At 60.8% G+C, this 23,415-nt stretch carries 20 protein-coding genes, 4 tRNA genes and 2 pseudogenes; 17 read left to right on the forward strand and 9 right to left on the reverse strand.

Annotated elements, in window-relative coordinates; genetic code table 11:
* The first annotated feature begins 9 nt into the window (after positions 1 to 9).
* From AB4N42_RS07590 to AB4N42_RS07610, 5 genes and pseudogenes are all read left to right on the forward strand, one after another.
* Positions 10 to 489, forward strand: a complete 480-nt coding sequence (locus AB4N42_RS07590) for a pilus assembly PilX family protein (protein WP_198798119.1) — start codon at positions 10 to 12, stop codon at positions 487 to 489.
* Complete coding sequence (locus AB4N42_RS07595; RefSeq protein WP_460116041.1) at positions 476 to 3,568, forward strand: pilus assembly protein; 3,093 nt, start codon at positions 476 to 478, stop codon at positions 3,566 to 3,568. Before AB4N42_RS07590 ends, AB4N42_RS07595 begins: the two co-directional genes overlap by 14 nt.
* 8 nt (positions 3,569 to 3,576) lie before the next feature.
* Positions 3,577 to 3,981, forward strand: a complete 405-nt coding sequence (locus tag AB4N42_RS07600; RefSeq protein ID WP_198798121.1) for a type IV pilin protein — start codon at positions 3,577 to 3,579, stop codon at positions 3,979 to 3,981.
* 50 nt (positions 3,982 to 4,031) lie between these two features.
* Positions 4,032 to 5,129, forward strand: a pseudogene (gene thiO / locus AB4N42_RS07605) (glycine oxidase ThiO); the annotation flags it as partial.
* An 882-nt stretch (positions 5,130 to 6,011) separates the two neighbouring features.
* Positions 6,012 to 6,371, forward strand: a complete 360-nt coding sequence (locus AB4N42_RS07610) for a DUF6124 family protein (RefSeq protein ID WP_407684294.1) — start codon at positions 6,012 to 6,014, stop codon at positions 6,369 to 6,371.
* Positions 6,372 to 6,577: 206 nt separating this feature from the next.
* On the opposite strand, the gene AB4N42_RS07615 is transcribed toward AB4N42_RS07610, so the two are convergent.
* The 4 genes from AB4N42_RS07615 to AB4N42_RS07630 form a co-directional block, all read right to left on the reverse strand.
* Positions 6,578 to 7,924, reverse strand: coding sequence for a sigma-54-dependent transcriptional regulator (locus AB4N42_RS07615; protein ID WP_030140271.1), 1,347 nt, complete (start codon positions 7,922 to 7,924; stop codon positions 6,578 to 6,580).
* On the reverse strand, positions 7,921 to 9,510 hold the full coding sequence (locus tag AB4N42_RS07620; protein WP_198798123.1) for a two-component system sensor histidine kinase NtrB: 1,590 nt from the start codon (positions 9,508 to 9,510) through the stop codon (positions 7,921 to 7,923). Before AB4N42_RS07620 ends, AB4N42_RS07615 begins: the two co-directional genes overlap by 4 nt.
* Complete coding sequence (locus AB4N42_RS07625; protein WP_030140269.1) at positions 9,500 to 9,733, reverse strand: PP0621 family protein; 234 nt, start codon at positions 9,731 to 9,733, stop codon at positions 9,500 to 9,502. The genes AB4N42_RS07620 and AB4N42_RS07625 overlap by 11 nt, the downstream gene beginning before the upstream one ends.
* Before the next feature lie 122 nt (positions 9,734 to 9,855).
* Complete coding sequence (locus AB4N42_RS07630) at positions 9,856 to 10,872, reverse strand: outer membrane protein assembly factor BamD (protein WP_030140268.1); 1,017 nt, start codon at positions 10,870 to 10,872, stop codon at positions 9,856 to 9,858.
* Positions 10,873 to 11,023: 151 nt separating this feature from the next.
* On the opposite strand from AB4N42_RS07630, the gene rluD reads away from it, so the two are divergent.
* The 9 genes and pseudogenes from rluD to AB4N42_RS07675 all read left to right on the forward strand — a co-directional run bounded on the left by rluD (position 11,024) and on the right by AB4N42_RS07675 (position 17,894).
* Complete coding sequence (rluD, locus tag AB4N42_RS07635) at positions 11,024 to 11,986, forward strand: 23S rRNA pseudouridine(1911/1915/1917) synthase RluD (protein WP_030140267.1); 963 nt, start codon at positions 11,024 to 11,026, stop codon at positions 11,984 to 11,986.
* A complete protein-coding gene (pgeF, locus tag AB4N42_RS07640; RefSeq protein ID WP_460116042.1) occupies positions 11,983 to 12,708 on the forward strand; it encodes a peptidoglycan editing factor PgeF in 726 nt (241 codons plus the stop codon). The genes rluD and pgeF overlap by 4 nt, the downstream gene beginning before the upstream one ends.
* A gap of 131 nt (positions 12,709 to 12,839) precedes the next feature.
* The gene (gene clpB, locus AB4N42_RS07645) at positions 12,840 to 15,404 is read left to right on the forward strand and encodes an ATP-dependent chaperone ClpB (RefSeq protein ID WP_181290028.1); all 2,565 of its coding nucleotides are present in this window, start codon (positions 12,840 to 12,842) and stop codon (positions 15,402 to 15,404) included.
* Between the two features lie 299 nt (positions 15,405 to 15,703).
* Positions 15,704 to 15,779, forward strand: a tRNA-Asn gene (locus AB4N42_RS07650).
* Between the two features lie 7 nt (positions 15,780 to 15,786).
* Positions 15,787 to 15,863 (forward strand) — tRNA-Pro (locus tag AB4N42_RS07655).
* Between the two features lie 5 nt (positions 15,864 to 15,868).
* Positions 15,869 to 15,944 (forward strand) — tRNA-Lys (locus AB4N42_RS07660).
* Positions 15,945 to 16,038: 94 nt separating this feature from the next.
* Positions 16,039 to 16,115, forward strand: a tRNA-Pro gene (locus AB4N42_RS07665).
* Between the two features lie 153 nt (positions 16,116 to 16,268).
* Positions 16,269 to 17,039: pseudogene (locus tag AB4N42_RS07670) on the forward strand (MCP four helix bundle domain-containing protein); the annotation flags it as partial.
* A complete protein-coding gene (locus AB4N42_RS07675) occupies positions 17,031 to 17,894 on the forward strand; it encodes a methyl-accepting chemotaxis protein (RefSeq protein WP_410002289.1) in 864 nt (287 codons plus the stop codon). The pseudogene AB4N42_RS07670 and the gene AB4N42_RS07675, both read left to right, overlap by 9 nt.
* A gap of 210 nt (positions 17,895 to 18,104) precedes the next feature.
* Here the strand turns inward: AB4N42_RS07675 and AB4N42_RS07680 are convergent, their stop codons facing one another.
* The 5 genes from AB4N42_RS07680 to AB4N42_RS07700 all read right to left on the reverse strand — a co-directional run bounded on the left by AB4N42_RS07680 (position 18,105) and on the right by AB4N42_RS07700 (position 21,810).
* Positions 18,105 to 19,403: an NAD(P)/FAD-dependent oxidoreductase gene (locus AB4N42_RS07680; protein WP_460116043.1), complete on the reverse strand. Its 1,299-nt coding sequence runs from the start codon at positions 19,401 to 19,403 to the stop codon at positions 18,105 to 18,107.
* 69 nt (positions 19,404 to 19,472) lie between these two features.
* Positions 19,473 to 19,646, reverse strand: a complete 174-nt coding sequence (locus tag AB4N42_RS07685; RefSeq protein WP_003185543.1) for a DUF3094 domain-containing protein — start codon at positions 19,644 to 19,646, stop codon at positions 19,473 to 19,475.
* A 52-nt stretch (positions 19,647 to 19,698) separates the two neighbouring features.
* Positions 19,699 to 20,226 carry an MOSC domain-containing protein gene (locus tag AB4N42_RS07690; RefSeq protein WP_198798128.1) on the reverse strand — a complete coding sequence of 176 codons (528 nt, stop codon included), beginning with the start codon at positions 20,224 to 20,226 and terminating at the stop codon, positions 19,699 to 19,701.
* Complete coding sequence (locus AB4N42_RS07695; protein ID WP_030140261.1) at positions 20,223 to 20,849, reverse strand: DUF1780 domain-containing protein; 627 nt, start codon at positions 20,847 to 20,849, stop codon at positions 20,223 to 20,225. The genes AB4N42_RS07690 and AB4N42_RS07695 overlap by 4 nt, the downstream gene beginning before the upstream one ends.
* A 67-nt stretch (positions 20,850 to 20,916) precedes the next feature.
* Positions 20,917 to 21,810 carry a LysR substrate-binding domain-containing protein gene (locus AB4N42_RS07700; protein WP_030140260.1) on the reverse strand — a complete coding sequence of 298 codons (894 nt, stop codon included), beginning with the start codon at positions 21,808 to 21,810 and terminating at the stop codon, positions 20,917 to 20,919.
* A 141-nt stretch (positions 21,811 to 21,951) separates the two neighbouring features.
* Between AB4N42_RS07700 and AB4N42_RS07705 the strand changes: the two genes are divergently transcribed.
* The 3 genes from AB4N42_RS07705 to AB4N42_RS07715 all read left to right on the forward strand — a co-directional run bounded on the left by AB4N42_RS07705 (position 21,952) and on the right by AB4N42_RS07715 (position 23,402).
* Complete coding sequence (locus AB4N42_RS07705) at positions 21,952 to 22,365, forward strand: tautomerase family protein (protein ID WP_030140259.1); 414 nt, start codon at positions 21,952 to 21,954, stop codon at positions 22,363 to 22,365.
* 71 nt (positions 22,366 to 22,436) lie between these two features.
* The gene (locus AB4N42_RS07710) at positions 22,437 to 23,123 is read left to right on the forward strand and encodes an energy-coupling factor ABC transporter permease (RefSeq protein ID WP_030140258.1); all 687 of its coding nucleotides are present in this window, start codon (positions 22,437 to 22,439) and stop codon (positions 23,121 to 23,123) included.
* A gap of 63 nt (positions 23,124 to 23,186) precedes the next feature.
* A complete protein-coding gene (locus AB4N42_RS07715; RefSeq protein WP_460116046.1) occupies positions 23,187 to 23,402 on the forward strand; it encodes a hypothetical protein in 216 nt (71 codons plus the stop codon).
* Positions 23,403 to 23,415 lie beyond the last annotated feature (13 nt).

The following is a 23,415-nucleotide window of genomic DNA, read 5'->3' on the forward strand; positions in this document are numbered from 1 at the left end:
GGGCGATCGATGATTTCGATAGGGCACCGACACGGCCAGCGCGGCATGGCATTGCTGGTCAGCCTGGTCTTTTTGTTGCTGCTGACGTTGATCGGCCTTTCGTCCATGCAGAGCGCCACGCTCCAGGAAAAAATGACCAGCAGCGTCATGCAGCGCAACCAGTCATTCCAGCTGGCCGAGGCTGCGCTGCGGGTGGGAGAAAGCGCCGTGCAGGTCGAGACGTATTCATTGCCGGTCTGTACCACCACGGCCCAATGTGCGCCACCGGCGGAGTCGGCGACGGTAACGGTGGCAGGGCGCAACTCGGCGTCGGGCGTGCTCTGGGTGGCCGCCGCCGGTGGGTTTTATGGCGTGCAGAACATCGGCACGACGCTTACGGCGGTCAACGTGCCGATCAATACCTCGGCAACGCTGTACCGGATCACCGCGGTGGCTGTGGTGGGCAACAACCAGCGCAGCGTGGTGGAGAGCATCTATGCGAAATATTAGGGCGCTGCTGGGCGCGGTGTGGGGGGCGTTGCTCAGCCTTTACCTGGCGGCGCCGGTCTATGGCTTCACGCCTTCGGAATCGCCACTGTTGAGCGCGGCGGCGGTGACGCCCAACGTGATGCTGCTGATCGATGACTCGGGGAGCATGAATAACATTATCTGGGCGGCGGGGTTTGATCCGGCTGCGACGCAAACGCGCACATTTGCATGCAACTCCAGCAGCAGTTGCAATGACCGATATGAGCTGGACCTGGACGATTCGAACATCCTGTTGGTGAGTCTTTTGCGGGGCGGTTGCTCGTCTGGCTGGTACGGTTTCTATCGAGCCAGTATCGGGCGCGTCTGTCTGCGACTGCCAGATCCAGTGGGCGGTGGCAATACTCGTTACACCGCGAGGTACCTGGCGTATTTGGTGACCCTGGCCAACGGCTCCAGCCGGGACTTCACCACTGGCACGATTCCGAACGACTACCGAGTCAACGTGGCACGGGATGTCTCGACTGATCTTGTCGCCAACAACCGCGCCCTGCGCATCGGCCTTGCCACTTTCAACCCGCCCAACAGTAGCAACTCCGGTCCAGGTGGCTATATCGCCCGGGCCATCAGCGACTTGTCGCCAGTCAGCGGCAGTGTCACCCAGACCCAGGCCAACGCCAATTACACTGCCCTGATCAACGCCATCAATGCCTTGGGGGCCGTTGCCAATACCCCGCTGGCCGAAAGTTACTATGAAGTCACCCGCTATTTCCGAGGCATGGCGCCGTTTTACAACGGTACACCCAGCACCTACACCAGCCCGATCCAGTATCGATGCCAGAAGAATTTCGGTGTGGTCATTACCGATGGCCTGCCCACCTACGACCGAACGTTCCCCACCAATGACCCGTTGGGCGGTAGTCGTTTGCCGAACTGGGATGGCATCAGCACTAACGATGGTGCCGATCCTGCGGGTGACGGCGAAGGCGACACGCTTTACCTGGACGACATCGCCAAATTCGCCTTCGACATCGACATGCGCACCACCGGCACCGACGTCACCGGAAAAAGCTGGGAATCGGCCGACTTCCGACGCCAATACCTCAACACCTACACCGTCGGATTCACCGCCACCAACCAGATGTTGTCCGACGCGGCCCGCTACGGTGCGGGCAAGTATTACCAGGCCACCGACAGCGAGGGCCTGAACTCCGCGTTGTCATCCGCCTTGAGCGACATCACCTCCAAGGCCGGCTCGGGGGGCGGCGGCACCAGCAATGGCGCGACGCTGTCCAGCACCTCCAGTTACTACCAGACCACCTACGACCCCAAGGATTGGCGTGGCACCATCAAGGCGTTCGGCTTTACCTCGACCGGTACGGTCAACACGGCGGCGATGCAATGGACCACCGACACGGCCATCGTGCCCGGCGCCACGGCGCCGATCTATCAGTCCTGGAACACCGCCACCAACGTGCCGATCACGCTGGCCTACGGCAACTTCTCGCCGGCCCAGCAGACCAGCCTGAGCCAAGGCTTGCCCACCGGTATCACCGGCAACGACCTGGTGGAGTGGAGCAAGGGCACCAACAAGACGGGCTTGAAAGTACGCAGCGTCTTGCTCGGCGACATCATCAACTCACCGTTGGTGCTGGCCTCACCCAACGACCAGACCGCCTCGGACCTGGTGGGCGACACCAGCTACAGCACCTACCTGGCGACCAAGGCGACAAACATGAGCGCCAGCCTGGTGGTGAACGGCAATGACGGTTTCTTCAGCGTGATCAACAGCACGAATGGAACCCGGCGCTACGCCTACATGCCGTCGAGCGTGCTGCCTTCGCTGGAGATGATCGCTGATCCCACCTATATCAATGGCGTGAGCCACAAGTTTTTGGTGGACGGGCAGGTCGGTGTATTCGATGCGCAACTGGGCAGCGTCTGGAAAACCCTCGCCCTGGGCGGCACCGGTGCCGGTGGCCGGGCGTTTTATGCGGTGCAATTGTTCGATGCGTCGGCGGGTAACGCGATCCGGGCACTTTGGGAAGTCAGCGCTCCAGCCATCGCCAACACGGGCCATCCCTTCAACGACCTGGGCTACGCCTACGCACGGCCTGAAGTGGCGCGCCTGGCGGACGGTCGCTGGGCCGCGTTCATCTCCAACGGCTATGGCAGCAATAGCGGCGTGGCGGCGTTGTACGTGGTGGACATTCGCGACGGTTCGCTGATTCGCAAAATTGTCGTCAACAGCAGCGAAACCGATAACGGCCTGTCGTCGGTCAAGCTGCGGGTCAATTCCCAGAACGTGGTGCAAGCCGCCTACGGCGGTGACTTGAAAGGGCGGATGTGGAAGTTCGACCTCAGTGGCACCTCCCCGACCACCTGGGGCCTGGCGTTTGCTGGCCAGCCATTGTTTACCGCCCCTGGTGGGGCTACCCAGCCGATCACTGCGCAGCCTTTGTTGGCGGACAATCCCCAAGGCGGCATCCAGGTATTTTTCGGCACTGGCAAGTTCAACGAATCGGCCGACAAGCTCAACAAGGACCTGCAAGGGTTCTATTCGATCTGGGATGCGATCGGCGGCGGGGGGCAAATCACCGTGGCGAGCCTTCAGGCCCAATCGATCACCAATATTTTTTCCGGGACGACGGGGCAGTTCGTGACCACCAGTCAGACCGATGTCGCCTATCCCACCAAGAAGGGCTGGTACTTGCCGCTGGTGTACAACAACGCCTTGACCGGGGAGCGGGTCATCAACCCAGCCAGCCTGGTGCTCGGGCGTGTTGTCTTCACGACCGCCGCCGTTGATACCACCGACCCGTGCGCCAGCTTCGGTACCGGCAAGCTGATCGAAGTGGATGCGTTCAACGGTAAGATGCTCAACTATGCGGTGCTCGATACCAATAACGATGGTTCGATCAATACCCTCGACACGATTTCCGCTGGCGTGGTGTTCACGGGCGGGATACCGACCTTGAGTGCCGTCGTCAGCGCCAATGGGGCAACCAACATGGTCGTGAATGACTCCGGTGGAGGTATCACAGACCTGCTGACCAAGTCCGTCGGTGGCAGCCGTCGTATCATGTGGCGGCAAATACAGTGAGGTAAGGCATGCACAAATCCAACCGAGGTTTCACCTTGATCGAAATCATGATCGTCATCGCGATCATCGGTATTGTGATCACCGTCGGCTATCCGAGCCTGACCGAATACATGAAAAAGGCCCGGCGCACCGAGATCGCCTCGCTGTTGTCGGAGCAGGCGCAGATCCTCGAGCGCTACTACTCGAGGAACAACGCCTACACCAACGCGACTGGCCTGAGCGCCGGTAATGATTCGTACACCATTACTCCGACGACGCTGACGGACCAGAGCTTCATCTTGAAGGCAGTGCGCAAGGGCGGCTCGCCCATGGCGGCGGACAAATGTGGTGACTTCGTGATCACCAATACCGGCGTACGAAATGTGGAGAACGCCGCCGCTGGCGTGACCGCCAAGGATTGCTGGGGCCGCTGATTTTTTCCGGACGTAGTTTGCGTCCATTGTCTTATGAGTCGAAACAGAACATGACCAGGCAACAGCAAATGGTGATTGTCGGCGGCGGAGTCATTGGCCTGCTGACCGCATTCAACCTCGCTTCGGAAGGGCAGCGCGTGGTGCTGCTGGATCGCTCCGGCGTCGGTCAGGAGGCCTCCTGGGCGGGTGGCGGTATCGTTTCGCCCCTTTATCCCTGGCGCTATAGCCCGGCGGTTACCGCGTTGGCCCATTGGTCGCAGGATTTTTATCCACAACTGGGCGAGCGCTTGTTCGCCGCTACGGGCATTGATCCGCAGGTGCATGTCACCGGGCTGTATTGGCTGGACCTCGACGACCAGGAAGAAGCGCTGGCCTGGGCCAAACGGGAAGGGCGCCCGCTGCGGGCTGTGGATATCTCGGAGGTCCACGATGCGGTCCCGGTGCTGGGTTCGGGATTTTCCCGGGCGATCTACATGGCCGATGTGGCTAACGTGCGTAATCCCCGGCTGGTGAAATCCCTCAAGGCGGCCTTGCTGGCGATGCCCAATGTCACGCTTCACGAACACTGTGAAGTCAGCGGATTCATTCGCGACGGTGAGCGTGTGGTGGGGGTGAATAGTTCTGCTGGTGAGGTTCGCGGCGACCAAGTGGTATTGGCCGCTGGCGCCTGGAGTGGCGAGCTGCTCAAGACGCTGGGCTTGAAGCTGCCGGTCGAGCCGGTTAAAGGGCAGATGATCCTGTACAAATGCGCGGAGGATTTTCTGTCGAGCATGGTCCTGGCCAAGGGGCGCTACGCGATCCCGCGTCGTGATGGGCACATCCTGGTCGGCAGTACGCTGGAGCGCGAGGGCTTTGACAAGACCCCGACCGATGTCGCGCTGGAAAGCCTCAAGGCTTCGGCGGTGGCGCTTATTCCCGAGCTTGCCGATGCCGAGGTGGTAGGGCATTGGGCGGGGTTGCGGCCCGGGTCGCCGGAGGGGATTCCTTATATCGGCGAAGTGCCGGGGTTTGCGGGGCTTTGGTTGAACTGTGGGCATTATCGCAATGGGCTGGTGCTGGCGCCGGCTTCGTGTCGGTTGTTTGTGGATGTGATGTTGGGGCGGGAGCCGGTGATTGACCCTGTGCCTTATGCGCTCGGCGGGGCGGTTGTAAGGTTCGGTTTTGATACTGCACCTATACTCAGACCCAATTGTGGGAGCGAGCTTGCTCGCGAAAGCATTCTCACAATCGATGAAGATGTTGAATGTGCCGGCCTCTTCGCGAGCAAGCTCGCTCCCACAGGTTTTTGGGTTGTGTGCAGATGTGTGAATATCTGCAAAACCATGTGGGAGCGAGCCTGCTCGCGAAAGCGGTGGTTCAGCTAAATAAATCCTGGCTGACGCCGCGCTCTTGCTCTTGCTTTGGATCTTGATCTTGATCTTGATCTTGGCGCCCCGTTAAACCACGCTGGCCGAACGCAGGCATTGCGCAGTGGGCATCCCGGCATGGATGCCGGGATAGCCGCGCAGGGCCATGGATGGCCCATCGCGGCGGGCCCACGGAGCAATGCAGGAGTGAGGGCACACCGAGCCTAGGCGAGGTGCCGAGTGGTGGGGCAAAGCGCTTTTGGTTACTTTTGGCGCTCTTCCAAAAGTGACCCGCTGTAAGAGCGGAACCCTAAGCAGCCGTTACCGCAGAAACGGATATACACACCGCCTCCCAGCCAGCCTTTGTGGGAATGGTCGGACAACCCCCGGACTCAAGCCGAATTTTCCGACGAGTTCTGGCGGTTGCCGTGTGAGAAGAACTCTCGTTAACCTTTCCCCGTCGCTGCCAATTCAGCGTCCGGGCGTCGCGGCCCGCTAACTTGGTGCATAATTCCAGCCGACGACGGTGCTCCGGTACCTGTCGTTGTGTCATGGCTGGCTGTGCGTGGGATACCTTCGGGTATGCCGGGTTTTCAAGTTCTCGGTCCGCGAACCTGCGTACAGCTGCCACCTCCAATCGCGTCGCGGCGACCGGTGACAGCTCCAAAAACTTGGAGATGCAAAATGGTCAAAGTTACACCCAATCCCCCCGAAACAGATCATTCATCAACACAGAACGATCCTGACCACCCCCAGCTCAATGAAGCCACCAAACGCACCATTGACTCTTACCTTGATCCAAAACCTGAAACCCAAAAGAAACCAGCTCCGAACCAACTATTCACCGTCGCGGAGGGCATTGACACCGAATCCCTCCTCACCAACCTCAGCGAAACCCTGGCCTCAGCCAACGCCACCATCAGCGACCTGGCCTTCGACCTTGAAGGCTCACGACGACAAATTGCCCTGGGCGTACAGCAACTGATTGAACTGGGTGAACTGCTCGCCAATCGTGTGCTGGATGAGCAGGTGCCGGTGGGCTAGAGAAATCGTCGGGTAGAAATACTGTTCCGTGGCGAGGGGATTTATCCCCGCTGGGCTGCGCAGCAGCCCCAAAAGCAACAACTCGATCAACCTGATGCACCGATATGTGAGTTTGGGGGCCGCTTCGCAGCCCAGCGGGGATAAATCCCCTCGCCACAAAGTTTTGTACGGCTCCGGCTCTGATTGAGCTAAATCTCGATGATCACTCAATCCAACCCCAACTTCTTCAACCGATACCGCATCGACCGAAACGACAACTTCAACCGCTGTGCCGCCGCCGTGCGATTCCAGCGGGTCTCTTCAAGCGCCTGGAGGATAACCTTGCGTTCGACGTCTTCCAGGTAATCCTCCAGGTTGTCGACCCGCACCAGATCCGGGTTAGCCACATCGCCAGCCACGTTGCTCTCGGCAAGGCGCAGGTCATCGGCCTCGATCTGATGGTGTTCGCAAAGGGTATAGGCCCGTTCCAGCATGTTCTCCAGCTCCCGCACGTTGCCGGGGAAGCGGTAATTGCGCAGGGCATCGAGTGCCGCAGGATGCAGCTTCGCCGCCGGGTTACCGGTGCTCGCGGCCAGGCGCTGGAGCATGTAGTTGGCCAGCGGCTCGATATCTTCACGACGTTCGCGCAGGGGCGGGACGCGCAGTTCAATGACGTTCAGTCGGTAATACAGATCCTGGCGAAAGCGCCCGGCCGCGACTTCGGCGTCGAGGTCTTTGTGAGTGGCGCAGAGAATTCGCACGTCCATCACTTCTTCCTGCTGGCCGCCGACGGCGCGCACGGCTTTTTCCTGGATGGCGCGCAAGAGCTTGACCTGCATCGCCAGCGGCAGGTCGGCCACTTCGTCGAGGAACAGCGTCCCGCCGTGGGCGGCCTGGAACAACCCGGGTTTGTCTTCGATGGCGCCGCTGAAGCTGCCTTTGCGGTGGCCGAAAAACTCGCTTTCCATCAGTTCAGTGGGAATTGCCCCACAGTTGACCGGCACGAAAGGCTGGCTGGCGCGCGGCCCTTGTTCATGGATCAGGCGGGCGACCAATTCCTTGCCACAGCCCGACTCGCCGCTGATATAGACCGGCGCCTGGCTTCGGGCCAGTTTTTCGATTTGCTTGCGCACGCCGCGCATCGGCGGCGAATCCCCCAGTAGAACGCGTTCGACGGTCGCGCCGGGCGTGGTGCCCGGTGACAGGCGCAGGGCGCTGCCGACCAATTCCCGCAGGCGAGCTAGATCGACTGGCTTGGTCAGGAAATCGAAGGCGCCTGCCTTGAGGGCATCGATGGCGACTTCCAGGCTGCCATAGGCGGTGATCATCGCCACGGGCAGTTGGGAATACCGTTGCTGGATATGTTTGACCAGCTCCAGGCCCGTGCCATCGGGCAGGCGCATGTCGGTCAGGCACAGGTCGAAGGCTTCGGCCGCCAGCAGGGATTGGGCCTCGCTGAGATTCTTGGCGCTGCGGGTGTCGAGTTTCATCCTGCCCAGGGTGATCTCCAGGAGTTCGCGGATGTCCGGCTCGTCATCGACGATCAGGATTCGTTGCCGTGAGCGTGTATTCAAATCTGTTTCCGTCCGTGAGCAAAGGTGATGCGGAAGCAACCGCCGCCTTGGCGTGGTTTGAAGTCTAGGCGGGCCTGGTTGCTTTCGCACAGCTCACGGGACAGATAGAGCCCAAGGCCGGTGCCTTGGCTGCTGGTGGTGAAAAAAGGTTCGAACAGGTGCGCCTGCTGGTCCGGCGTTACGCCAGGGCCGTTGTCGATGATGTCCAGCGTGGCCAGTTGGCTATGGGGATCGATGAACAGCTTCAACCAGGCCTCGGCCTTGTCATGGGCCAGCGCGCTGTGGCGCCAGGCGTTGCGCAACAGGTTGTCGAGCACTTGGGTCAGTTGGTCGGGGTCCATGAGCGTGATGTAGTCGCCGGGGTCGATGCTCAGGTGCAGTTGTTGGTGTCCTTCCGCGCTTTCGCGGGCCTGCCGGACGAATTGCTCGAGGCAGCTACGCAGATCCAGGCGTTGGGGGGCGGTTTGCTGGCGACGGGACAGTTGCAGGACGTTTTCGATGACGCGATTCATTCGTTGGGAGTGATCTTGAATAATCTGCGTCAGACGCCGGTCCGCGTCGTTCAGTTCCTCGGACTCGCGCAGCAATTGCGCGGCGTGGCTGATTGCCCCCAGCGGATTGCGGATTTCATGGGCGATACCGGCGGTGAGACGCCCCAACGATGCCAGCTTCAATTGCTGGGCGTGTTGGGCCACCTGGGCCAGGTCTTCGAGAAATATCAGGATCTGTTGCTGATCCTCTGCCCCGAGGGCGATGAAGCTGGGTTGCAGGGTCAGGCCCGTGCTGCTGATGGTCAGGCTTTGCGGGCGCAGGCTGGGGTTGTTCAACCACCCCTGCAATCGCTCGACCAAGGCGCTGGAATAATCGTCGATCCGTTGGCCGACCAGGTCATGCATGCCCAGCAGGTTCAAGGCGCTTTCGTTGGCCAACTGAACTCTGCGTTGGCGATCCAGGACCAGGATGCCGGTGCGCATGCGCTGCAGGATCAGCGCATTGAGGGCTTCGAGGCTGAGCACTTCGCTGGCTTTTTGCTCGGCCAGGGTTTCGCTGGCTTCCAGTCGTCGGGTCAGGCGTTGCACCAGCAACGCGGCGGCGAAGCACAGGGCGCCCAGGGTGCCTGCTTGCAGATAGCTGCTGGGTCGGCTCGAATCGCTGAGACCGAGCACGAACGTCGAGCCAACGATGCCCAGGGTGGCGACGGCGGCAATCAACAGGCCGATCCGGCCGCGCAGCAAGGTATTGCTGATCGCCACCGAGACGATGATCAGGTTGCCAATGGCGCTGGGGGCGCCGCCCGCGACGAAGAACAGCCACGACAGCAACAGGACGTCGGTCAAGGCCAGGCCGAACAACTGGGCAGGACGACGGGTGTTTTCCAGGAACACCACCAGCAGGATGTTCAGTACCAGGTATAACCAGCTGCCGCTGCGCAGCAGATCGTCGTTGGCGAACTCCAGCAGGCGGTTATCCATGTTGCTGGAAATCAGCAGCACCAGGGTGATGCCGATGCTGAGGCGGTACAGGTGATACAGACGCAGCAGGCGCTGCGCCTGTTTGACGCGAGGGAGCGGGGCTTCAGCGCTCACGAGTGCCTGGGCCTTGCTCAAGGTGAGCCTGGCTGCAATACCATTGCTGTTGGAGGGGCAATGCGCGATCCCGTGGCAGGTGCACGCCGCAATGGGCGCAACGAACCATGGGCGGCGCGTCCTGTTCACGGGTTGCGTTGGGCGCGGAAGTGCTGGCCTTGAATTTGCGCCAGAACCATACCGCGGCGGCAATCAGGGCGATCCAGAACAGTAGACGAAGCATGATGGGCGGCTTTTTGGCTAGAGATCAGGCAGTTTAGCCAAGGACTGGAACGGCGCACAGCGCAATAAAACCCAGGCACAAAAAAGGAGACTCGCAGGTCTCCTTTTTTGTCAGGCCAAGTCTCAGTCGAACAGGCCGAATGTCATGTAGCTGAACCAGGAGCGGTCGCCGGACTCGTTCTCAGGCTCCGGTTCTTCGATCACGTCGCCGTTTTCGTCCTTTGGCTTGAGCTCGTTCGGAATGGCTTCCTTGGCGTCCTGGAACTGGCGCTGTACGTCCTGGTTGGCGCGGGTTTCGCCCGGCGGCAGCGGCGGACGGGATTCGATCATGCCCAGGGTCGCCTTGCTCAGCCACGAACGGTTGTCCGCCTCATCGACGCGCGGCGTGAACTGGCCGTCGACCAGGGAAGGGTGGTCCGGATAGTTCAGCTTCAGGGTTTCCAGGCTGGTGGCCGCGAGCTCATCCAGGTGCAGGCGCTGGTAGGCTTCGGTCATCACCGCCAGGCCGTCGCCCACCGATGGGGTTTCCTGGAAGTTTTCCACCACATAGCGGCCACGGTTGGCGGCGGCAACGTAGGCCTGGCGGGTCAGGTAGTAGTCGGCCACGTGGATTTCGTAGGAAGCCAGCAGGTTGCGCAGGTAGATCATGCGCTGCTTGGCATCAGGCGAGTAGCGGCTGTTGGGGAAGCGGCTGGTCAGCTGGGCGAACTCGTTGTAGGAGTCGCGCGCGGCGCCCGGGTCACGCTTGGTCATGTCCAGCGGCAGGAAGCGCGCCAGCAGGCCGACGTCCTGGTCGAAGGAGGTCAGGCCCTTGAGGTAGTAGGCGTAATCGACGTTCGGGTGCTGCGGGTGCAGACGAATGAAGCGCTCGGCGGCGGACTTGGCCGCTTCCGGCTCGGCGTTCTTGTAGTTGGCGTAGATCAACTCCAGTTGCGCCTGGTCGGCGTAGCGACCGAACGGATACCGCGACTCCAGCGCCTTCAATTTGGCGGTGGCGCTGGTATAGCTGTTGTTGTCCAGGTCGTTCTGCGCCTGTTGGTACAGTTCGACTTCGCTCAGGTTTTCGTCTACGACTTCCTTCGACGAGCAAGCAGCAGTCAATGCGAGGATGGCGATCAGCAGCAGGTGTTTCACTTGCATGGCGGCTTGCGTCCCTATGACGGCCGCTGTCTTGGGCGGGGCCGTCCTGTTATGATGAGCGCCCCGTTGAAAAGCCTCGGGGCAAAAGACGCCGTATTTAACCACAAGCGCGCAGCCGAAACCAAAGGCTGTGCCGACGCCCAGTCCGAGCATGTCCGATAAAATAGAACTTCGCGCAGAGGTGCCGTCCGATTTGGGCGGCCAACGCCTCGATCAAGTCGCCGCCCAACTCTTCGCAGAGCACTCGCGCTCGCGCCTTTCCGCCTGGATCAAGGACGGCCGCCTGACGGTGGACGGGGCGGTCATCCGTCCGCGCGACATCGTCCATGGCGGCGCCATCCTCGAGCTGACCGCCGAGCAGGAGGCCCAGGGAGAATGGGTCGCCCAAGACATCGCCCTCGACATCGTCTATGAAGATGACGACATCCTGGTGATCAACAAGCCCGCGGGCCTGGTGGTGCACCCGGCGGCCGGTCATGCCGATGGCACCCTGCTGAACGCCTTGCTGCACCACGTGCCGGACATCGTCAATGTCCCCCGCGCCGGTATCGTGCATCGTTTGGACAAGGACACCACCGGCCTGATGGTGGTCGCCAAGACCATCCAGGCGCAGACACAACTGGTCACGCAGTTGCAAAGCCGCAGTGTCAGCCGCATCTATGAATGCATCGTGATCGGCGTGGTCACCGCGGGTGGCAAGATCAACGCGCCGATCGGTCGCCACGGCCAGCAGCGCCAGCGCATGGCGGTGATGGAAGGCGGCAAGCAGGCGGTCAGTCATTACCGCGTGCTGGAGCGTTTCCGTTCCCATACCCACGTGCGGGTCAAGCTGGAAACCGGTCGGACCCACCAGATTCGCGTGCACATGGCCCACATCAACTTCCCGTTGGTGGGCGACCCGGCCTACGGTGGTCGCTTCCGCATTCCGCCGGCTGCCAGCCAGACCATGGTCGAATCGCTGAAGAATTTCCCGCGCCAGGCGCTGCACGCACGTTTCCTCGAACTGGATCACCCGACGACCGGCAAGCGCATGAGCTGGGAGTCGCCGTTGCCGGATGATTTCGTCTGGCTGCTGACCTTGCTGAAGCAGGACCGCGAGGCGTTCATCGGATGAACGACTGGCTGATACCCGACTGGCCCGCGCCGGCCCGGGTCAAGGCCTGCGTCACCACCCGCGAGGGCGGCGTCAGCCAGGCGCCGTTCGACAGCCTCAACCTGGGCGATCATGTGGGCGACGACCCTACGGCTGTTGCCGAAAACCGTCGTCGCCTCACTGATCGGTTCGTCATGCGTCCGGCCTGGTTGCAGCAAGTCCATGGAATTGACGTGGTCGAGGCTGATCCGACTCGGGTCGTCACTGCCGATGCCAGTTGGAGCGCCACGCCGGGCATCGCTTGCACGGCGATGACGGCGGATTGCCTGCCGGTATTGTTCTGCAATCGTGCCGGCACCCATGTCGCGGCAGCCCATGCCGGTTGGCGGGGGCTGGCCAACGGTGTGCTGGAAGCTACGCTCGACAGCCTGCAGCAACCCAGCGAAGAGATACTCGCCTGGCTCGGCCCGGCCATTGGCCCGCAAGCCTTTGAGGTCGGCCCGGAAGTGCGCGAAGCCTTCATAGCCCATCTGCCTTCGGCGGACCAGGCCTTTGCGCCAAGCCCCAATGCCGGCAAATTTCTCGCCGATATCTACGCGTTGGCACGGCTACGCCTGGCGGCACGCGGCGTAACAGCCGTCTATGGTGGCGGTTTGTGCACCGTGACCGATCCTCGCTTCTATTCCTACCGGCGCAATCCCCGCACCGGTCGTTTCGCCTCCCTGATCTGGCTTGAACGCTAGACTCCCCTGATCTGTATCAACAGCGCGCTGCTTGAATCTTCCAGAATCGACCACATCTATAACGGTATCTGGCAGGTTTCTTCATTCAGGATGTTTCTCTAGGTCCGGCCTGCTCATTAGGAAGGTGACCCATGCGTATTGATCGTTTAACCAGCAAATTGCAATTGGCGCTGTCCGATGCCCAGTCCCTGGCCGTCGGCCTGGACCATCCCGGTATCGAACCGGCGCACTTGATGCAAGCCATGCTCGAACAGCAGGGCGGCTCGATCAAGCCACTGCTGATGCAGGTGGGCTTTGACGTCAACAGCCTGCGCAAAGAGTTGGCCAAGGAACTCGACCAACTGCCCAAGATCCAGAACCCCACCGGCGACGTGAACATGTCCCAGGATCTGGCGCGGCTGCTCAACCAGGCCGATCGCCTGGCCCAGCAGAAGGGCGACCAGTTCATCTCCAGCGAGTTGGTCCTGCTCGCCGCGATGGACGAGAACAGCAAGCTCGGCAAATTGTTACTCGGCCAGGGTGTGAGTAAGAAAGCCCTGGAAAATGCCATCAATAACCTGCGTGGCGGCGATGCGGTCAACGATCCGAACCACGAGGAAGCCCGCCAGGCCCTGGATAAATACACCGTCGACCTGACCAAGCGCGCCGAGGAAGGCAAGCTCGACCCGGTGATTGGTCGCGACGATGAAATTCGCCGCACCATCCAGGTGCTGCAACGTCGTACCAAGAACAACCCGGTGCTGATCGGTGAGCCTGGCGTGGGCAAGACCGCCATTGCCGAAGGCCTGGCCCAGCGCATCATCAACGGCGAAGTGCCCGATGGGCTGCGGGGCAAGCGACTCTTGTCCCTGGACATGGGGGCACTGATTGCCGGCGCCAAGTACCGCGGCGAATTCGAAGAACGGCTCAAGGCTCTGCTCAATGAACTGTCGAAGCAGGAAGGCCAGATCATCCTGTTCATCGACGAGCTGCACACCATGGTCGGCGCGGGCAAGGGTGAAGGCTCGATGGACGCCGGTAACATGCTCAAGCCTGCGCTGGCTCGCGGCGAGCTGCATTGCGTCGGTGCGACCACGCTGAACGAATATCGCCAGTACATCGAGAAAGACGCGGCCCTGGAGCGGCGCTTCCAGAAAGTGCTGGTGGAGGAGCCCAGCGAGGAAGACACCATCGCGATCTTGCGCGGCCTCAAGGAGCGCTACGAAGTCCACCACAAAGTGGCGATCACCGATGGCGCGATCATCGCGGCGGCCAAGCTCAGCCATCGCTATATCACCGACCGCCAGTTGCCGGACAAGGCCATCGACTTGATCGACGAGGCCGCCAGCCGTATCCGCATGGAAATCGACTCCAAGCCGGAAGTGCTGGATCGGTTGGAGCGGCGCCTGATTCAGCTCAAGGTCGAGTCCCAGGCCTTGAAGAAGGAAAGCGACGAAGCGGCGAAGAAACGCCTGGAAAGGTTGCAGGAAGAAATCGTTCGTCATGAGCGTGAATACTCCGACCTCGAGGAGATCTGGAATTCGGAAAAAGCCGAAGTCCAGGGTTCGGCGCAGATCCAGCAGAAGATCGAACAGTCCCGCCAGGAACTGGAAGCGGCCCGCCGCAAAGGCGACCTCAACCGCATGGCCGAGCTGCAGTATGGGGTGATCCCGGACCTGGAGCGCAGCCTGCAGATGGTCGACCAGCACGGCAAGAGCGAAAACCAGTTGCTGCGCAGCAAGGTCACCGAGGAAGAAATCGCCGAAGTGGTGTCCAAGTGGACCGGCATTCCGGTCTCGAAGATGCTCGAAGGCGAGCGCGACAAGCTATTGAAGATGGAAAGTCTGTTGCACCAGCGTGTGATCGGCCAGGAAGAAGCGGTGGTGGCGGTGTCCAACGCCGTGCGCCGGTCCCGCGCCGGGTTGTCGGACCCTAATCGTCCGAGTGGCTCGTTCATGTTCCTCGGCCCGACCGGCGTGGGTAAGACCGAATTGTGCAAGGCGCTGGCCGAATTCCTCTTCGATACCGAGGAAGCCATGGTGCGCATCGACATGTCCGAGTTCATGGAGAAGCACTCCGTGGCGCGGCTGATCGGCGCTCCACCGGGCTATGTCGGTTATGAAGAGGGCGGCTACCTGACCGAGGCCGTGCGTCGCAAGCCGTACTCGGTGATCCTGCTCGATGAAGTCGAGAAGGCGCACCCGGATGTGTTCAACATCTTGCTGCAAGTGCTGGAGGATGGTCGCCTGACCGACAGCCATGGCCGTACGGTGGATTTCCGCAACACGGTGATCGTGATGACCTCCAACCTGGGCTCGACGCAGATCCAGGAATTGGTGGGTGACCGCGAGGCGCAACGTGCCGCCGTGATGGATGCGATCTCCACGCACTTCCGGCCGGAGTTCATCAACCGTGTGGACGAAGTGGTGATCTTCGAGCCGTTGGCCCGGGATCAGATCGCCGGTATCACCGAGATCCAGCTGGGGCGCCTGCGCAGCCGCCTCACCGAGCGCGAGCTGAAGCTGCAACTGAGCGACGAGGCGTTGGACAAGCTGATCGCGGTGGGTTACGACCCGGTCTACGGCGCGCGGCCGCTCAAACGAGCGATCCAGCGCTGGATCGAAAACCCGCTGGCGCAGTTGATTCTGTCCGGTCGCTTCATGCCGGGCGAAACCGTGACCGGTACGGTGGAGAACGACGAAATCGTCTTCAACTGAAGGCCGGCCCTGCCGACGATGGAAATGGCCTTGCCTTGCAAGGCCATTTTTTTCATCAGGCCGTTGAACTCAAAGGAAAAGGCTTGTAAAGTGCGCCCCGCAGTACGTCACCCCCAGGGTCACTTCTCAGCGAGAGGGAACCCAAAATAAGTTGCAAATCATTGTCTTGAAAGCAATTTAAGGGGTTGACAGAGGTTTTGAAAATTGTAGAATAGCGCGCCTCAGACACACGAACGCAGCGATGCAGACGGGTAGAAGAGGTTGAAGCTAGCTTCAATGCAGTAACTTGAAATATCAGTTCCGTGATAGCTCAGTCGGTAGAGCAAATGACTGTTAATCATTGGGTCCCAGGTTCGAGTCCTGGTCACGGAGCCATTTCAATCGGGGTATAGCGCAGTCCGGTAGCGCGCCTGCTTTGGGAGCAGGATGTCAGGAGTTCGAATCCCCTTACCCCGACCATATTTGGGTCGTTAGCTCAGTTGGTAGAGCAGTTGGCTTTTAACCAATTGGTCGTAGGTTCGAATCCCACACGACCCACCATTTTTGAAACCAGTTCGCTGGAATCGAATCTTAAGATCAGAGGCCAAAAGCGCTGATCGAGGAAGGCGACTTGCAAGGGTCGCCTTTTTTTTACCGGGGTATAGCGCAGTCCGGTAGCGCGCCTGCTTTGGGAGCAGGATGTCAGGAGTTCGAATCCCCTTACCCCGACCATATTGAAAATCCTCGTATCGAAAGATACGGGGATTTTTTTTGCCTGCGAAAAATGCCGATGGCATCAAGTCGTCGTACAACCTGCCGATAACCCGCCGAGAGGGCATGGACCGACGCCCTTACTTTTGGCTAACAACAAGAAAGGCGCCCGTTATGTTTCTTCGTCAATTGAATATCGCACCCCGTGCCGCGCTGGGTTTTGCCTTGATCGCCCTGTTGGTGGCGTTGCTCGGGGTGTTTGCGTTGGGGCAGATGTCGAGCATTCGCGACAGTGAGGTCGCGGTGGAGACTCAATGGCTGCCGAGCATTCGCGGGGGTGACGAAATCCGCGAGTGGATGCTGCGGATCCGTACCATTTCCCTGCGCATGGCCCTGGATCAGGACCCGAAGAACGTTGCTGTGTACCGCGGACAAATGGACACGCGCGACAAGGAACTGAGCGAAAAAATCGCGGCGTACGAAAAGCTCGTTGTGACGCCTGAAGGCAAGGCCCTCTATGATCAGTTCAAGCAAACCTTTGCCGCTTACCGTGCCGGTATCGCGCAATCGTTCATCCTGGCGGAGCAGGGCCGTCGGGATGAACTGATCAAGCTGTTGTTGGTGGACATGAAAACCGTGGTGGATGGCTCGGGCAAGCAGCTCAACGACCTTGCGGAGTTGTTCTCCAAGCAAGTGTCCATCGAGAGCCAGAAATCCCAGGAGCATTACGTCAATTCGCGAATGATCGTCAGCCTGTTCGTCGTGCTGGCTGCCCTGGCCACCGTTGTGCTGGCGATGTTGTTGACGCGCAGCATCGTCAAGCCTCTGGGCGAGGCGTTGAATGCGGCCGAGAACGTGGCCCGGGGCGACCTGACCCGGCCTATCGAGACCCACGGCAACGATGAAGTGAGCCGCTTGCTCAAGGCTCTGGCGACCATGCAACAGAACCTTCGGCAAACCTTGCAGAGCATCAGCGGCTCGGCAACACAACTGGCGACCGCTGCCGATGAGCTGAACGCCGTCACCCTCGACAGCACCCAGAGCCTGCAACAGCAAAACAACGAAATCGAACAGGCCGCCACCGCCGTCACGGAAATGACCACTGCCGTGGAAGAAGTCGCGCGCAACGCCGTGTCCACCTCCGATGCCACTCGCCAATCCAGCGAATCGGCGACGTTGGGCCAGGAGCGGGTCAGCGACACCGTCGAGGCCATCAGCGCGCTTGCCAGTGATGTACAAGTGACCGGTGGCCTGGTGCAGTCGTTGGCGAGCCAGTCCCAGGACATCGGCAAGGTGCTGGATGTGATCCGGGCCATTGCCGAGCAGACCAATCTGTTGGCGCTCAACGCGGCCATCGAAGCGGCCAGGGCGGGGGAGAGCGGTCGTGGTTTTGCCGTGGTCGCCGACGAAGTGCGAGCGCTGGCTTATCGCACGCAGCAATCGACCCAGGAGATCGAGCAGATGGTCCAGGGCATGCGCAACGGCGCCACCCAGGCGCTGGATTCCATGCAGGCCAGTTCCAGTCGCGCGGCGACCACGTTGGCGATGGCGGAGCGGGCAGGCGAGGCATTGCAGACCATCACCGCGTCGGTGCATCAAATCCACGAGCGCAACCTGGTGATCGCCAGCGCCGCCGAGGAGCAGGCGCAAGTGGCCCGCGAAGTGGATCGTAACCTGGTCAATATCCGTGATTTGTCCGTGCGCTCGGCCACCGGCGCGGACCAGACCAGCGCGTCCAGCCACGAGCTGTCGCAACTGGCGAATTCACTGCGCACGATGGTGCAGCGGTTTCAGGTTTGAATGATTGGCCGCGCAGATTGAGTTTTATCGTTTGGATACTGTTGACTGCACGGCCGCCTTCGCGAGCAAGCCCGCTCCCACAGTTGATCGCGTACTCGTGAACTACTCGATCTCCTGTGGGAGCGGGCTTGCTCGCGAAGACCATGGAACAGGCGATGCATCTCTATAGCTCAGCGCCACCACACGCGGCTGGCGCTTCGCTTTTTATCCTCAGTGCAGTTTCAACCGCGGTTCAGTCCCGCGCCCGATCTTGCTGCCCAGCATCAGCATCGCCGTGCGGAACATCCCGTACAGCGCCATCTGGTGCATGCGATACAGCGACACATAGAACATCCGCGCCAGCCAACCTTCGAGCATCACGCTGCCGGTCAGGTTGCCCATCAGGTTACCCACCGCCGAGAAGCGCGACAGCGAGATCAGCGAACCGTAGTCGGTGTATTTGTATTCCGGCAGGGCCTTGCCTTCGATCCGCAATTTCAGCGATTTCGCTAGCAGCGAGGCTTGTTGGTGCGCGGCCTGGGCGCGGGGTGGAACGTTGCGGTCGCTGCCCGGTTGCGGGCAGGCGGCGCAGTCGCCGAAGGCAAAGATGTTCTCGTCGCGCGTGGTCTGTAGCGTCGGCAGCACCTGCAGCTGATTGATCCGGTTGGTCTCCAGCTCATCGATGTCCTTGAGAAATTCCGGCGCACGAATCCCGGCCGCCCAAACCTTCAGGCTCGCGTCGATCACTTTGCCATCCGCCGTAACCAGGCTGTCAGCGGTCACCTGGCTGACGGCAGCGTTGGTCATGACGTTGACCCCGAGTTTTTCCAGGGTCTTGTGCACCGGTCCGCCGATACGCTCAGGCAACGCTGGCAAGACCCGTGGACCCGCCTCGATCAAGGTGATGTGCATGTTTTCCGGTTTGATCCGGTCCAGGCCGTAGGCATGCAATTCGTGGGCGGCGTTGTGCAGTTCGGCCGCCAGTTCGACGCCCGTCGCGCCCGCGCCGACGATGGCGACGCTGATGCGCTCGACGATATCGGTCTGCCCGGCATGGGCGCGCAGGTAGTGGTGGAGCAATTGCTGGTGGAAGCGCTCGGCCTGTTTGCGAGTATCAAGGAACAGGCAGTGTTGCGCCGCGCCCTCGGTGCCGAAGTCGTTGGTGGTGCTGCCCACTGCGATTACCAGTGTGTCGTAGCCCAGCTCCCGGGCCGGTAACAGCTCCACACCCGCCTCGTCATAGGTGGCGGCCAGTTGGATTTTCTTGTTCTCGCGATCCAGGCCGCTCATGCGCCCGAGCTGGAACTCGAAGTGGTTCCATTTCGCCTGGGCGACGTAGTTGAGTTCGTCTTCGGAGGAGTTCAAGGAACCGGCAGCCACTTCGTGCAGCAGGGGTTTCCAGATGTGGGTCAGGTTCGCGTCGACCAGCATCACACTGGCCGTGCCGCGCTTGCCCAGAGTCTTACCCAGACGGGTAGCCAACTCCAGGCCGCCGGCGCCGCCGCCAACGATGACAATACGATGAGTCATGGGGATATCTCGCAAGGCTAAAGGAATTCGGTGCCGTTACCTGCGCGAGCATCAGCGACAAAAAGCGGCTCATAGCGTCAGGTAGCTGATCAGTCGGCTCAACAGGCCCAGGCCGATGGTCACGGCCAGTACCACCACGAGGAGCATCCACGGCCGAAAAGGCCGGCGCTCGACTCGGTGCTGGGACAGTTGCAGGTACTCTTCGACATGCTTCTGGTCATCTGGGTTCAGGCGACTGGTCATAAAGGCCTCGTCAGGTAGACGTTGCGGGATGTGAAGACGTTACAGCGTCCGGCTAGCCGGCATTGAAAGCCGCGTAGCCGCTCGCCGGAACGGGTTCGACGATCAGGCTGTCGTCCAGGCGAATGATTCCACTTTTTAACACTCGGGCGGTGATTCCGCCATGGCCGCGTACCGCCTGGAATGTACCTTCGCCAAGGTTTCGCTCCAGCCGTGCGCAGGGCTGGCACCAGCCGGTGGTTTCGAAAATGGCCTGGCCGATGCGAAAGCGCCGGCCCTTGAGGCTGAACAGGTTGATCCCGCTGACTACGATATTGCGCCGCAGCTCTCGCGGCAGTATGGGCTGATCGTCGGGACGGCCCATCAGCGAGCTGATCACGCCCAGGTGCTCCCACTGGATCAACGTCACCTGCCGCGCATTGCGCACGCCGGGGCGCGCATGATCGCCGGTGAGACCGGCCTCCAGGCGCGCCTCCACGGCGTCCAGCTCGATCATCGGCGCGTGACCCTGGGGCCGCACACCGATCCAGCGCACGCGGCCCTGTTGCGGCACGGCGGCGATCAGTTCCTGCAAGGGGCTCACAGGCTGATCCCGACATCGAAGACGATGCTGCGACCCAGGTTGCCCCGCAGGAAATCCGGCGCATCGGGATGGGCGAACAGTACGCGGGCGAAGGTCGGCCCCACCAGCGACAAGGAGCGCCAACCCTGGCGCAGGTATTCGGTCGGCGGCGGAAAGTGGCTGTTGAGGTCCAGCACTTCGCGCTTGAGGCTGGCGAACGCGATGATGTCCAACTCTCCCAGGTCCATGCCGCGCTCGGTGTAGTTGTGGGCTTTCTTGCGCAGGGTCGGCGCCAGCCGCATCAGGAATTCGTTGGCGGGGATCCGCCGGGGCTTGGCCTCGCGGCGCACCAGTTGGCTCAGGGAGAAGGCGCTGCGGCGACGCTGTAGTTCATCGCGCCATTCGTCATTGAGGCGACGGCCTTCGTCGAGCACAAAGAACACTTCGAAGTTGGCATCGCGGAACAAGACGTCTGGCGGCTCCCCGGCCGGCGCAAACTCGTCGGCGCGATAGGGCACGTTCAGCCCTTGCAGCAGGCGCTGGCAGACCCAACGCTCACGCTCCCATTTGCGGGCATTGGAGAGAAAGGCGTTGGCCTGCTCGGCAGCGATCGTCAGCAGGCGTAAATAATCGGAATCATCCATGAGCCCAAGCTTAGCGTTCAAATGTGTTGATAAAAAATAAAGCGTGTCGCTGAGGGCAAATTATCGCTCAGGCAGGGCCTGGCGGGCCGTCCTGTTCAGCCTGATGCGCCAGCCAGGCGCAGAACAGCTCCAGTTTCTTGCTGTGTTGCCCGCTTCGCTTCGCCAGGTAGACATAACGGCTCGGATAAAAGCCAAACGGTGCCACCAGGCGGCCAAGGCGAATATCGTCGGCCACCAGATGCCAAGGGGCGACGCAAATCCCCAAGCCGGCAATTGCCGCTTCCAAAGTAAAGTAATAGTGCTCGTATTCCAGTCCGGTCGGGGGCGTGTCCCGGTAGCCAACCGCGTTGGCCCAGTTTGCCCAGGCGTCTGGACGCGTTCGGGTATGCAGCAGCGGATGACTGAAGATCGAGCTCAGATCGGTGAGTTGCAGGCGTGCGGCTAATGCCGGCGACAAAACGATGCCCAGTCGTTCAGGAAACAGCAGGACCGTATTTTCTGGTTCGCCAATGACGTCCTGCTCCGCGGTGATCATTACGTCATAGCGATCCCGGCCCGGATCGGCCCCAGCGACCGGTGAGCTCAAGCGAATCTTGATATCCGGGTAAGTCGAGTTGAAGTCGAACAGGCGAGGTATCAACCACTTGACGGTAAACGTGCTGAAGCAGGAGACGTCCAGGGTGCCTGTCGCGGTATCCCGGACCCGGCCCACTGCCGCCTCGATCTGGTCCAGCGCGGCCGTCAATTGAGGCAAGAGTTCTTTGCCGGCCGTGGTGAGCTGCGGCTTGTTCTTGGGCCCTTCGAACAGATCGACGCCAAGGCTCAGTTCCAACTGGCGTACCTGGCGACTCACAGCGCCGGGCGTGACGGAAAGCTCTTCGGCAGCGGACGTCATTTTCCCGAGTCGAGCCGCAGCCTCGAAGGTACGCAACGCATTCAATGGGGGCAGGCGACGTCTCATGAAGTGACTTTAACTCAAATACTCCGGCCGCATAAATCGTTATCGGCGAACGTGAGGTTTGCGCAAAATCGCTGGGCTTGCGCTTATCCGCACACTGTTCAGGTGGTGGACTATTCGAGAATCCAATTGAGAGCAACTCACATGCCGTTTGTACGTACAGCTGTCACCAAAAGCACCAGCCAGCAACAGCGCCAACGCATCGTCGATGGCATACACCAAGCGTTGGTCGACGGCATTGGTATGCCCCAGGATGAATTGTTCAACCTGGTGACGGACTATGATCCGCAACAGTTCTTCTACAGCCGAACTTTCAATGGTGTGGCTCGTTCAGACAATTTGATCGTGATTGAGATTACGATGCGCAGAGGCCGCAGCGATGCGATGAAGCGTGACCTCTATAAAGGCATCGCTGACAATCTCGCCGGCCAAGCCCAGGTTCGCCCGCAAGACGTGTTCATTTTCATGCACGAAAATGACTATTCGGATTGGTCGGTGGGCTTCGGCAAGTTTGCAATGGCATTGGTGCAACAGCCTGGGAGCATCGTTACTGAATAGCGAACGAGCTGCCTGTTGAACCGGTGCTCGAACCCGCGCTGTACCACGTTCACGCCTTCGCAGGAGTTGCCATGATCGGTGCCGAACTGCTCTCACCGCAGACCCTGACGGTCGGCTGGCTGGTTTACGTGCCGGTGCTGGCTTGGGCAGTGGCGCGGGCGCGGTGGGTCGAGTTGTTTACTGACAGCCGTCGCCAGCATTTGCTGTTCGGCACGGTGTTGGCGTTGTTCCTGTTGTGGCTGGTACGGCGAGACTTCGACACGGGCGTCTCGTATCACTTCCTCGGCATGACGGCCGTTACCTTGCTGCTGGACTGGCCCTTGGCGATCCTCGGTGGGCTCTGTGCGCAGCTCGCGCTGGTGCTGCTGGGCCGCCAGGACATGATGGCGGTCGGCATCAATGGCGCGCTGTTGATTCTCCTGCCGGTGCTGATCACTGAAGGTTGCGCCGTCCTGGTGGAGCGTGCCCAGCCGCGCAATCTGTTTGTGTATATCTTCTGCTCCGGGTTTCTCGCCGCCGCGCTTTCGGCGCTGGGGTGCCTGCTGCTGGGGCTTGGCCTGCTCTGGTACGACGGCATCTTCGTCATGCCGTACTGGCTGGAAGACTTCATCGGTTACCTCTGGCTGATCATCTTCCCCGAGGCCTTCATCAACGGCATGGTGGTCAGCGCGCTGGTGGTGTTCAGTCCCGAATGGCTGGAGACCTTCAACCGCACGCGCTACCTGTCGGCGCCCTGGAACGATGAGGACAAGCCTTGATTCACGTCAAGGCTGCACCGCCTGCCGCGCTGCATGCTTTGGAAAATTTCCAGGAGTGCAACCATGAGTGTTTATGAGTGGGCGAGGCAAGAAGTCCGGCGCAGTCACGACGCGGCCATGGAGATCGGCTTCGATCCGGGCTTGAGCCTGCGAGCATTGCTCAGCGCAATCGTGCAGCAGAGCAAGACCGTACGCAGTGTCGACGATTTGGCCGATGAGTTGAGCTTCCTCGCGGAAAATCTCGACGACAGCCAGGATTACGGGTTCATGCGGCCTTAGGGGGTGAATGCTG

The organism is Pseudomonas sp. H2_D02, from assembly GCF_054677635.1.

Bases quoted from the DNA above. Each gene is read 5' to 3' on its own strand.
- rluD (WP_030140267.1), top strand. From the start codon at position 11,024: ATGTCCGATAAAATAGAACTTCGCGCAGAGGTGCCGTCCGATTTGGGC.
- AB4N42_RS07715 (WP_460116046.1), top strand. From the start codon at position 23,187: ATGAGTGTTTATGAGTGGGCGAGGCAAGAAGTCCGGCGCAGTCACGAC.
- AB4N42_RS07705 (WP_030140259.1), top strand. From the start codon at position 21,952: ATGCCGTTTGTACGTACAGCTGTCACCAAAAGCACCAGCCAGCAACAG.
- AB4N42_RS07610 (WP_407684294.1), top strand. From the start codon at position 6,012: ATGGTCAAAGTTACACCCAATCCCCCCGAAACAGATCATTCATCAACA.
- AB4N42_RS07700 (WP_030140260.1), bottom strand. From the start codon at position 21,810: ATGAGACGTCGCCTGCCCCCATTGAATGCGTTGCGTACCTTCGAGGCT.
- clpB (WP_181290028.1), top strand. From the start codon at position 12,840: ATGCGTATTGATCGTTTAACCAGCAAATTGCAATTGGCGCTGTCCGAT.
- AB4N42_RS07680 (WP_460116043.1), bottom strand. From the start codon at position 19,403: ATGACTCATCGTATTGTCATCGTTGGCGGCGGCGCCGGCGGCCTGGAG.
- AB4N42_RS07595 (WP_460116041.1), top strand. From the start codon at position 476: ATGCGAAATATTAGGGCGCTGCTGGGCGCGGTGTGGGGGGCGTTGCTC.
- pgeF (WP_460116042.1), top strand. From the start codon at position 11,983: ATGAACGACTGGCTGATACCCGACTGGCCCGCGCCGGCCCGGGTCAAG.
- AB4N42_RS07695 (WP_030140261.1), bottom strand. From the start codon at position 20,849: ATGGATGATTCCGATTATTTACGCCTGCTGACGATCGCTGCCGAGCAG.
- AB4N42_RS07675 (WP_410002289.1), top strand. From the start codon at position 17,031: ATGCAACAGAACCTTCGGCAAACCTTGCAGAGCATCAGCGGCTCGGCA.
- AB4N42_RS07685 (WP_003185543.1), bottom strand. From the start codon at position 19,646: ATGACCAGTCGCCTGAACCCAGATGACCAGAAGCATGTCGAAGAGTAC.
- AB4N42_RS07710 (WP_030140258.1), top strand. From the start codon at position 22,437: ATGATCGGTGCCGAACTGCTCTCACCGCAGACCCTGACGGTCGGCTGG.
- AB4N42_RS07625 (WP_030140269.1), bottom strand. From the start codon at position 9,733: ATGCTTCGTCTACTGTTCTGGATCGCCCTGATTGCCGCCGCGGTATGG.
- AB4N42_RS07600 (WP_198798121.1), top strand. From the start codon at position 3,577: ATGCACAAATCCAACCGAGGTTTCACCTTGATCGAAATCATGATCGTC.
- AB4N42_RS07590 (WP_198798119.1), top strand. From the start codon at position 10: ATGATTTCGATAGGGCACCGACACGGCCAGCGCGGCATGGCATTGCTG.
- AB4N42_RS07630 (WP_030140268.1), bottom strand. From the start codon at position 10,872: ATGCAAGTGAAACACCTGCTGCTGATCGCCATCCTCGCATTGACTGCT.